The sequence below is a fragment of the Methanobrevibacter thaueri genome (genome assembly GCF_015062905.1).
GTDB classification, from domain to species: domain Archaea; phylum Methanobacteriota; class Methanobacteria; order Methanobacteriales; family Methanobacteriaceae; genus Methanocatella; species Methanocatella thaueri_A.
Map to the genome: position 1 here is coordinate 1 of NZ_SUTK01000046.1, position 11,264 is coordinate 11,264.

General features: G+C 33.6%; 7 protein-coding genes and 1 pseudogene. All 8 read left to right on the plus strand.

What is annotated here, in order from left to right:
- Window position 1 precedes the first annotated feature (1 nt).
- Complete coding sequence (locus E7Z79_RS07805; protein WP_303739401.1) at window positions 2–916, plus strand: transcription initiation factor IIB; 915 nt, start codon at window positions 2–4, stop codon at window positions 914–916.
- Window positions 917–1,746: 830 nt separating this feature from the next.
- Entirely contained in the window at window positions 1,747–3,723 is a 1,977-nt protein-coding gene (locus tag E7Z79_RS07810; RefSeq protein WP_303739402.1) for an ABC transporter transmembrane domain-containing protein, read from the plus strand.
- A gap of 1,982 nt (window positions 3,724–5,705) precedes the next feature.
- Window positions 5,706–6,533 (plus strand): F420-dependent methylenetetrahydromethanopterin dehydrogenase, encoded by an 828-nt coding sequence (locus E7Z79_RS07815; RefSeq protein ID WP_303739403.1) that lies wholly within the window; start codon window positions 5,706–5,708, stop codon window positions 6,531–6,533.
- Between the two features lie 38 nt (window positions 6,534–6,571).
- Window positions 6,572–7,903: a coenzyme-B sulfoethylthiotransferase subunit beta gene (gene mcrB / locus E7Z79_RS07820; protein WP_303739404.1), complete on the plus strand. Its 1,332-nt coding sequence runs from the start codon at window positions 6,572–6,574 to the stop codon at window positions 7,901–7,903.
- 10 nt (window positions 7,904–7,913) lie between these two features.
- Complete coding sequence (mcrD, locus tag E7Z79_RS07825) at window positions 7,914–8,408, plus strand: methyl-coenzyme M reductase operon protein D (protein ID WP_303739405.1); 495 nt, start codon at window positions 7,914–7,916, stop codon at window positions 8,406–8,408.
- Window positions 8,409–8,423: 15 nt separating this feature from the next.
- Window positions 8,424–9,218 (plus strand): coenzyme-B sulfoethylthiotransferase subunit gamma, encoded by a 795-nt coding sequence (mcrG, locus tag E7Z79_RS07830; RefSeq protein ID WP_303739406.1) that lies wholly within the window; start codon window positions 8,424–8,426, stop codon window positions 9,216–9,218.
- Window positions 9,219–9,225: 7 nt separating this feature from the next.
- Window positions 9,226–10,875, plus strand: coding sequence for a coenzyme-B sulfoethylthiotransferase subunit alpha (mcrA, locus tag E7Z79_RS07835; protein WP_303739407.1), 1,650 nt, complete (start codon window positions 9,226–9,228; stop codon window positions 10,873–10,875).
- Between the two features lie 205 nt (window positions 10,876–11,080).
- Window positions 11,081–11,264, plus strand: a pseudogene (locus E7Z79_RS07840) (transglutaminase); the annotation flags it as partial.

Consider the following 11,264-nt stretch of genomic DNA (forward strand, 5'->3'; position numbering starts at 1 on the left):
TATTCTCAGCCATGAGGAACATAAAGCATGTCCGGTTTGTAATTCTACAGAGAGATTTGTCGATAATTCCAGAGCGGAAGTTTGCTGTGCTCGCTGTGGTCTAGTTTTAGATGAAAATTTAATTGATCATGGTCCTGAATGGAGAGCATTTGACCATGAACAAAGAGATAAGCGTACTAGAACTGGAGCCCCATTAACTTATACCATATCAGATAAGGGCTTAAATACAACTATCGATTGGAAAGATAAGGATATTCATGGGCATAAGATTCCAGAAAGAAATAAAGCTCAGATTTATCGTTTGCGTAAGTGGAATAAAAGAATGCGTGTTTCTGGTGCTGGAGAGAGAAATTTGGCATTTGCTTTAAGTGAACTTGATCGTGATTCATCAAGATTGGGCATTCCAAGAAGCGTAAGGGAAGATGCAGCCATTATTTATAGGAGTGCTGCTAAAAATAAACTCATTCGCGGAAGAAGTATTGAAGTTGTTGTGGCTTCTGCATTGTATGCTGCCTGTAGACGTTGCAATATTCCCCGTACATTGGATGAAATTGCAATTGCTTCAAACGTATCCAAAAAACAAGTTGGAAAAACATATAGATTTTTATCAAGGGAGTTGAATATCAAATTAAAGCCAACATCTCCAAGTGATTATATTTCTAGGTTTGCCAGCAAATTAGGTTTGTCTGGTGAAGTCCAAGCTAAAGCAATTGAAATTATTAACAAAGCTGTTAAGTCTGGTTTAAGTTCAGGTAAAGGACCTACTGGTGTTGCAGCAGCAGCGTTATATATTGCATCTCTTTTACTTGGTGAGAGAAAAACCCAAAAGGAAGTATCTGAAATTTCTGGTGTAACTGAAGTTACAATTCGCAATAGATACAAGGAATTATCTGAAAAAATCGACCTGGTTGTTTAAATTTACATTATTTTTTTCTTTTTTTAGTTTTTTAAGAAATAGTTAAATATTATTTTTAATAAATTATTTATTGTCGTATCATTTTTTGACCAATGCCTACGGTCCTTTTATGAGGAAAGTTTTAGCTGTCGATGATTAGAAGAAACCCAGCATTGGATAGGCTGCCCGTTTCGAGGGTTACTCGAGGAGCGAAGGGTATTCTAGCAATGATTCAAGAGAGTTAGTATACGGGCAAAATCCCTTTTAAGATGTTTTTTAGATTTATAAAACAATATTATTATTTTATTTTAGATTTAACCAATTACAATGGTGTGAGCAATTAAATGGAAGAATATTTGATAGAAACTCCAGCATTGATTATATGAATTTCCATATCCCAAGAAAAGGTTCAGGAATTAAATAATCAATCAGAGGATAATTTGGATTATATCAAAAGAAGTTACCTTTTTGTTAGAGATGAAATTCATCATTCCGGGGATATTGGAACAAATATAGTTTCAAAAACTGCCAGTGTTGTGCTTAAAAATAAAACGGGAATATGTGGACAAAATTATGCCTTCTAGAGCATTTCTAAGAGCAAATCAAATCTCATCAGCCATCAGTTATCAACTGCTTACAAGAGCAGATGATGTAAATGAAAGTTATATGATCCATGCCTTAAACATTTTGTATATAAAATATTCGAATAAATGGGTCTGGCTTGATGCTCGAGGAAATAAGGAAAATATTAATGATTATTCTTTTTAAATATAATTATTTTACATTATGTAATTTTCATTTGTATGCATGTGAACTAATAAGATATATTATTTAAAAACTAAATTATTATTATGAAAAAGTTTTTGAGTGATGCATTAAAATTCCAATGGAAAACAATATTAATTATTTTCGCATTGCTGATTATTCAGACATTTTTTCAAATGGAGATAATTGATTTGTTCAGCAAGGATTTAACCGGAGTTAAAGAACAGAAAATAGACTTGCTTTTCAAATCAGGATTATGTATGCTAGTGTATACTGCCTTTGTGATGATTTCCATTTATATCGTCTCTTTTCTCTCAACAAGAGTGGCTTCAAAAGCGGCATGTACTATACGTGAGAAAATATTTCATATTCTAATGAACTTGCCTGATGAGGAGATTGCTAACTTTAAAATTTCAGGGCTAACCACGCGGTCGACCAGAGGAATGTCCTCGGAACAGGGATTTATAGTGATAATACTCACACAATTAATGCTGATTCCAGTTACACTCGTAGCAATTATATATGAAATGGCATTGATTGATGGGACTTATGCAATATTCTTCCTGTCATTTGTTGGCGTTCTTTCCATAATCGTAATTTTTAGAATGAAACAAATTGTTAAAATATTTTTCAGAGCTAAAAAGACATATGGGAAGTTAAACCTGATGTTTCTGTCTAAGATTACTGATATTGCCTGCAGGATTCCATTTAATAAACAGGAGTATGAAGTTGAATTTGAAAATGCATGTGAGAATTCCTATGATAAAAATGTTAAGTATATCTTAAGTCAATATTACCTGGGGCCAGTATTATTGTGGGGTTTATATGCTATTGTTTTGATTACATTTGCAATGATTAATTCAGGATATACAATTGGCTTTGAAACTGACAGTGTTGTTGATTCATTTATTATTCTGATATATGTTGCCTACTTTGTTTCTACCTTGACATTTGTTCCAAATCTAATTGACAGGTGGCCACGTGCATATGCCACTTCCGTGCGTTTAGAGGAAGTTCTGAATCTTGAAGATAAAATCATAAAATCTGAAAACACAAATGATTATCCAAAAGAAATAGAAATCGCTGAGGGAGATATTAATTGTGAGGATAAGGGCTTATGGGCTGAAAGGAAAGACCTCATCCAAAAATTTTGTAGAATATTGAAAGACGATAAGGCCAAAACAATAATATCCATGATTTTACTTACGGCATCCACGTTGTGTATGGTTTATGCTCCTAAAGTTGCAGAGAAGACGGTTGATTTATTGAGTTCTAACGTGAATTCATCTAACGATGTTGCCATCTACACCAATCTTGCCTTGTTGCTGGCATTATATTCTGTAGGGTATCTGTTTAAGTTGACTCCAAAGAGAATTATGGGAATTACCGGTGAAAAGGTTGCATATAATTTAAGAATGAAATTATTTGACAAGATTGACCTTATCGGTTCAGGGTTCATTCAGGAAAATTCAAAGGGTCAGATTCTATCCAGATTGAACAATGATGTGATGAACATCAGGGAGTTCGTTTCTTCACGTATCTCTGAAATTTTTGCACAAATCCTATCGATAGTCCTTGTAGGGGTATTTATTTTGATGACAGACGTTAGATTGGGCCTGGTTTATTTGGTTATATTGCCGGTTTATATCCTCTGCTTTTATATATGTGACGTTAAATCTAGAGCTCATTATGATGGTCATCAAAAGCAGTTGGGCCGATTGATGAGCTATTTTGAAAGAGGGCTGTCAAATCGTCATTCGTTCCATGAAAAAGGGTTTAAAAAAATCAATCAAACTGTAATTGATAATTATATAAAATCCAGAAACGTTACTAATGTTATGGAGCCTATTACAACCTTTTTAACAAATGTAAGTAATATAACTGTCTATATTGCGGGGGTTTATCTTTTATCAGTTAATGAAATACAGCTGGGAACCCTATTGGCGATTATCATGTATGGGCAATTAATGACAAAACCTATTAAGAAACTAAGCACATCAATGGTTTCTATTGAAACTGCATTTTCAAGTATCAAAAGGATATTTGCAATTATTGACTATTAAAAGGATGAATAGTTAATACTGAAGATATTTTATATGATAAATGATTGTTTTATATCATTCCTAGAAACTTAAGATTTTTCAGATGAAATTTTTCATACTCATTTTGAATAAATAGTTTCTGGTCAATATACGTTCTTTGTTTTCCAATTGCTTGGCTAGAAATCGTTTGAAAATCATTCGGCAGCATGATTATGAAAAAACCTTATCGCTTCCGTATATGTGGTACAGCTTCTTTGAGTAAGAATATATGAGTATATTCTTTTGAGTCATTTTTCTATCTCTAATAAATCTATTATCTTCTGCAGTATATTTTTTTGATATAAAACAATCATATACTCTGATCTTAGACAAACCGGTCAAAAGAATACTTCAGAACTAACTTATCTCAAATTTTAAATCAACAAAGTTTTTGAAAGAGTCTGAAATAAAGGGTAAAATAAAAGTAATAAAAATATATATGCTTCTTAGTTGTATAGTATAATTTGAGAGCTGAAAGTACTAAATATTTTGTATAGTATACGGGCAACAACAATTTAATGATTTGAGGACTTATTAATTTTTGATTAACATTGATTATATTAAAATTTAAGCAAGTATCCGTGTTTTTTATTCATAAAAAAGGGTTTTTTCCAATATTCATTTTTAAAGGTCTTTTTGGCATTTTTCATAATCGTTTTTTTTTAAAACTTCTTGATATGATTGACATTTCCCATCAAATAGTATTACTTTTGAATATTTTATTATGTTTTAGAGTAGTAATAATTTTATTAAAAGTATTACAATTTAATATTGTTGTAATTTTTTTTATATTATCCAATTGTATTCTTATGTTACTTTCATAATTTGAAAATGGATTATTATTGGATTTTTATAATTTAACATTATTAAATTCGTTTGTTTCTTATTTGGTAATTAATAATGTAATTTCATTATTTTTTAAAAAATATTACTTAATTAAAATGAATAAGTCTCAATTTAATAAATTTGTCATATAATAATTTCATTTCTTTTAAAAAAATTTAAATGCTTTAAAATCCTTGTTTTTAAAAATGGGCTTTAAAAATTAAAGTTAATACTTTAGTAACATTTATATGATTATTACTCCCATGATTAATTAGATTATTTAATTAGATGCCTAATTATCCAATTGTTATTAAATATTGGATTGTTTATGAAAAATCAGATGATTTTTATTGGGGAATCTAATTATTTGATTGTTATTAAATAGTGGAGGGTGTCATGGAAATTTACATGCGCAATTGGATTGATTAGAGATGATATGAATTCCATAATCCCATTTTAAATTTAGATGTTGGTTGGTTTGTTGAAGTTATAAACACTGATCAAATGAAAATTTTAATCTGAATTTAATCGGCGGAATTTTAAATTTAAGTTATTTGATGAATAAGCCAATATGTTTATCAAATAATATTTTATTGCATGTAATGTTTTAATGGATATGATTTCTATAACTTGTGATGCAATTCATATTTTGTCAAAGGATAAGTATTCAAATTTAGATATCGGACATATTCATGATGCTCTCTAACTAATATGAATGAAATCTGTTATGTATAAGATAAATGCGGAACTTTTTCCATAAATGGTTCCGATTAAATGAAAGTAATTTATTTGGATGAAAAGGATTCGAATTTTGCGAATAAAATTAAGTATGGATTATGAGGTTGATTAAAATAATTCCAGGACAACGGCGGAATTTCATAGGACTTTAACAGTAATTCATTAGATTATGATCATCAAACTATAGCTAATATATAGCTAGCCATATGAGTTTTGAATAGTTATTTAAATAACTATTCACTCATCTTTTTATCCTTTAACTCATCAGTGTTTTAAGTTAATGAAATATTTAGTTGTCTACAATTGTATTGAATGTATATCTGATTTATTTTAACAAGTGAATTTGTTTCAAGTTTATTTTTTTATTTAATGAAAAAATAATAGCAAAAAAATGTGATACTATGGTTGTAAAAATAGCAATAATTAAAAGTGGAAATATCGGTACTTCTCCGGTAATTGACTTATTGTTAGATGAACGAGCTGACAGACCAAATATTGATGTAAGAACATTTGGATCTGGAGCAAAAATGAACCCAGAACAAGTTGAAGACGTCGTACCTAAAATAGACGCTTTCGAACCTGACTTCGCAATCTTCATCAGCCCAAACCCAGGAGCACCAGGACCTGCTAAGGCAAGGGAAATCTTATCTGAAAAAGATATTCCTGCTATTATCGTTGGTGACGCACCGGGTAAAGGCAAGAAAGATGAAATGGATGAGCAAGGATTAGGTTACATCATTGTCATGTCCGACCCAATGATTGGTGCAAAAAGAGAATGGTTAGACCCAACTGAAATGGCAATATTTAATGCTGACATCTTAAAAGTATTAGCTGAAACCGGTGCTTTAAGATTGGTCCAAAAAAACATTGATTCCGTAATCGAACAGGCAGAAGCTGGTGAAATCGAGTTGCCTAAACTCATTGTCACTGCTGAAAAGGCTGCAGAAGCTGGCGGATTTGCAAACCCATATGCAAAAGCAAAAGCTATTGCTGCATATGAAATGGCAGGTGCCGTTGCAAATTTGGACATGAAAGGTTGTTTCATGACCAAAGGTTTCGAAAACTTCATCCCATTAGTGGCTGCTGCTCATGAAATGGCTGCATGTGCTGCTAAATTAGCACAAGAAGCAAGAGAAATCGAAAAATCCAACGACACTGTTTTAAGAACCCCTCACATGAAAGAAGGAAACCTAGGTTGTAAAACTGATTTGATTAGTAAACCGGAATAAGGTTTTCTATTTTCTTAAATTTTTTTTAGGAGGATAGTATGAAAATTTATGATGATAATTTAGATTTGTACGGACCTGATGGAAAAATCCTTGAGGAATCCGTACCATTGGAATCCATTAGTCCACTTAAGAATTCGGCTATACAGGAAATGATTTATGATATTAAAAGATCTTGTGCAGTCAATTTGGCAGGTATTGAAAAAGGTTTAAAAAATGCCGCAATGGGTGGAAAAGCAACATACATTCCCGGTAGGGAATTGGATTTGGACATTGTTGAAAATGCGGATGTAATTGCAGATAAAATTAAAAAGATTCTTCGCGTTAATGAGGATGACGACACAAACGTTGAACAAATCAATGATGGCCAACAATTATTGGTTCAATTGCCATTTGAACGTTTAAATGTTGCTGCAGATTATTCTGTTTCAACAATGCAGACTGGTGCTGCAACCATTCAGGCCATTATTGACAGTTTTGAGGTTAACATGTTTGATGCATCAACAATCAAAACTGCTGTAATGGGGGCATATCCGAGAACTGTTGACCTTTCTGGTGCAAATATCAGTGCACTTTTAGGTCCTCCTGTGTTATTGGAAGGATTAGGATACGGTTTAAGAAACGTTATGGCAAACCATGTTGTCGCCATTACAAACAAGCAAACTTTAAATGCCGCAGCATTATCTTCAATCATGGAACAAACTGCAATGATTGAAACTGGTGATGCTACAGGAGCGTTTGAAAGAATGCATTTGTTGACAATGGCATATAAGGGATTAAATGCGGATAATTTGGTATTTGACATAGTTAAAGAAAATGGTAAGGGAACTGTTGGAACTGTAATTCAATCTTTGGTCGGAAGGGCCATTGAAGACAATGTCATTAGGGTTGCCAAAAAGATGCCTTCTGGATATAATATGTATGAGCCTGTTGACTGGGCATTGTGGAATGCATATGCTGCTGCAGGTTTACTTGCTGCCGTCATTGTTAATGTAGGGGCTGCAAGAGCTGCTCAAGGTGTAGCTTCAACAGTATTATATTATAATGACATGTTGGAATATGAGACAGGCCTTCCAGGGGTAGATTATGGTAGAACTGAAGGTGTAGGTGTAGGATTTAGTTTCTTCTCCCATTCAATTTATGGTGGTGGGGGACCGGGTACCTTCCACGGAAACCACGTAGTAACAAGACATGCAAAAGGAACTGCAATTCCTTGTGCATCAGCTGCAATGTGTTTGGATGCAGGAACTCAGATGTTTTCAGTTCAAAGAACATCTGCATTAATTGGAATTGTATATGGTACTATTGACAATCTCAGAAACCCAATTCCAAATGTGGCCAAGGTTGCAGGAGAAATTAAAGATAAAATTTAAGGTGTTTTTCATGGATGAATCAAAACAAGTTAATGTAATTGATATTAAGATCATTCCAAATAGATTTTTAAAACCAGACACCAGTGAAAGAATTCTAAATGAAATATATGAATTGGAAGGGAATATGAGGGTATTGATACATGGCCCGTCACTTCCTAAAAAGGTATTTTATGGTCCGGGTAAAGGTCATGAAGTAAATCATACGGACAGAAAAACAATTCAGGTTAAGGGAAATGATGTGGATTTAAGAATAATGGTTGGAGATATCATTATAACTGTGGATATTACTAAATTCAACGATTTCATGGAAAAATTACAGGATATTTTAGATGAAAACATTCCATGTGATTTTACCGTATTGGTTGGAAGATTCACTCGAATAAAAAGCACAATTTCCGATTACTTGAAATATGGTGAAAGTTTTGAAAATCACATTGACAAACGTTACATTGGTTTAGTTGATTCTAGTGCACGAAGTTCTGAAACGGTAAAAGTTATAAAATAATTTTATGGTGAATTTATGACATATGAAGCACAATTTGGCCCTGGTGAAACAAAAATTGCTGAAAATAGAAGAAAGCACATGAACCCAGAGCATAAATTTAAAAAGATAAGGGAAGTCTCTGACGAGGGTATTGTAAAAATATTAGGTCATAGAAATCCTGGTGAAAGTTATAAAACAGTTCATCCACCATTAGCTGAAATGGAAGATGATGGGGATATTATTAAAAGTATTGTAGAACCTACTCCTGGTGCCGCAGAAGGTATTAGGGTCAGGTATATTCAATTTGCTGATTCAATGTACAATGCTCCGGCACAGCCTTATGATAGGGCAAGAACTTACATGTGGAGATATAGGGGAGTGGATACAGGTACATTATCCGGAAGACAGGTTATTGAAATAAGAGAACAAGATTTAGAAAAAATTTCTAAGGAATTAATTGAAACTGATATCTTTGACCCTGCAAGATCAGGTATGAGGGGAGCAACAGTGCATGGACACTCATTAAGATTGGATGAAAACGGTTTGATGTTTGATGGTCTTCAAAGATACATCTTCAATGAGGAAGATGGGCATGTTTATTATGTTAAAGACCAAGTGGGTCGTCCATTGGATGAAACTGTTGATGTCGGTGCACCTTTGGATGAGGAGTATCTGAAGGAAATCACAACTATTTACAGGGAAGATAATGTCGGTATGAGACAAGATAAGGAAGCACTTGATGTCGTTGAAAATATTCATACAGCACGTACCAAAGGCGGATATGGGTTAGGAGTATTTTCTAAAGATTTGAAAAAGAAATTAGGTGAATAAAATGGCTTTGGAAGATAAAAAATTTTTAGAAGCTTTAAATAATAAGTTTAAAGGAGAAGACCAGGAAAGTGATCACACCAGTTTCTACTGCTTTGATGGATGGAAGCAATCTGAAAGAAAAAGAGAATTCAACGATGCAGCTGAAAAGCTAGCTAAAGAAAGAAACATGCCTTTCTATAATCCAGACATTGGAGTGCCTTTAGGTCAAAGGCAATTGATGGCATATAAAATCTCAGGCACTGAGGATTATGTTGAAGGTGACGACTTACACTTCTGTAACAACTCAGCTATCCAACAATTGGTGGATGATATTAAAAGAACCATTATCGTGGGAATGGATACAGCTCACTCAGTATTGCAAGAAAGATTGGGTGTTGAAGTAACTCCAGAAACAATCAACGAGTATATGGAAAACATTAACCACGCACTTCCAGGAGGAGCAGTAGTTCAAGAACACATGGTTGAAGTGCATCCTGGTCTTGTAGACGATTGTTATGCTAAAATCTTCACAGGTAATGATGATTTGGCTGATGAATTGGATAAAAGAGTGTTAATTGACATTAACAAAGAGTTTCCGGAAGATCAAGCGGAAATGCTTAAAAAGTACGTTGGAAATAAAACATACCAGGTAAGTAAAGTTCCTACACTTGTCGTAAGAGCTTGTGACGGAGGTACCGTTTCAAGATGGTCAGCTATGCAAATTGGTATGAGTTTCATTAATGCATATAAATTATGTGCAGGTGAAGCAGCTATTGCAGACTTTTCATATGCTGCAAAACACGCTGACGTTATTGGTATGGCAGCATTTTTGCCTGCTAGACGTGCAAGAGGTCCTAATGAACCTGGTGGTGTGGCATTCGGTACATTGGCTGATATTGTTCAAACCTCAAGAATTTCCAATGATCCTGCTGAGATAACTTTAGAGGTTATTGCTGCTGGTGCGGCATTATATGATCAAGTATGGCTCGGCTCATACATGTCCGGAGGAGTGGGATTCACCCAATACGCTAGTGCAACATATACTGATGATATCTTAGATGACTTTATCTATTATGGTATGGACTATGTGGAAGATAACTATGGATTGTGTCAGGCAGAATTAAGTATGGATACAGTACGTGACATTTCCACTGAAGTGACCCTTTATGGATTGGAACAATATGAGATACCTACACTCTTGGAAACACACTTTGGTGGTTCACAAAGGGCATCTGTGGTATCTGCAGCGGCAGGTTGTTCTGCGGCTTTTGCTACAGGAAATTCAAATGCCGGTGTAAACGGTTGGTATTTAAGTATGATTTTGCATAAAGAAGCTCATTCCAGACTTGGATTTTATGGTTATGACTTACAAGATCAGGCCGGTGCGGCCAATTCTTTATCAGTTAGAAGTGATGAAGGTTTAATTCATGAATTAAGAGGGCCTAACTATCCGAACTATGCAATGAATGTAGGTCACCAACCAGAATATGCAGGAATTGCCCAAGCGCCTCATGCCGCAAGAGGAGATGCATTCTGTACAAATCCTCTAATTAAAATCGCTTTCGCAGACGATAATAATACATTCGATTTCAGACATGTGAGAAAAGAAATCGCTAAAGGAGCTTTAAGGGAATTCATGCCATCTGGTGAAAGAGATATTATTATCCCATCAAGATAATTTTATCTCTTTTTATTTTTTTATTTTCACTATTTTTTAAATTTTTTGTAATTTTAATGTAGCCTATAGTAAGAAAACAGGTATAAGTACATTATATTTTGTATAGTATACGGGCAAAATCCATTTTTCAAAGTTTTTTAAATTAATAAAACAATATTTTTATTTAATTTTACTTTTAATCTATTATAATATGGGTGAGAAGGGCATGGAAGAATATTTGATGGAAACACCAAGCATTGATTACATGAATCCTCTTTTTCAGGATAAGGTTCGGGAATTGATGAATCAATCTGAAGATAATCTGGATTATATAAAACGATGTTACATCTTTGTTAGGGATGAAATTTCTCATTCATGGGACATTAAAACAGATGTGGTTTCAAGAACTG

Bases quoted from the DNA above. Each gene is read 5' to 3' on its own strand.
- E7Z79_RS07815 (WP_303739403.1), top strand. From the start codon at position 5,706: ATGGTTGTAAAAATAGCAATAATTAAAAGTGGAAATATCGGTACTTCT.
- mcrB (WP_303739404.1), top strand. From the start codon at position 6,572: ATGAAAATTTATGATGATAATTTAGATTTGTACGGACCTGATGGAAAA.
- E7Z79_RS07810 (WP_303739402.1), top strand. From the start codon at position 1,747: ATGAAAAAGTTTTTGAGTGATGCATTAAAATTCCAATGGAAAACAATA.
- mcrD (WP_303739405.1), top strand. From the start codon at position 7,914: ATGGATGAATCAAAACAAGTTAATGTAATTGATATTAAGATCATTCCA.
- mcrG (WP_303739406.1), top strand. From the start codon at position 8,424: ATGACATATGAAGCACAATTTGGCCCTGGTGAAACAAAAATTGCTGAA.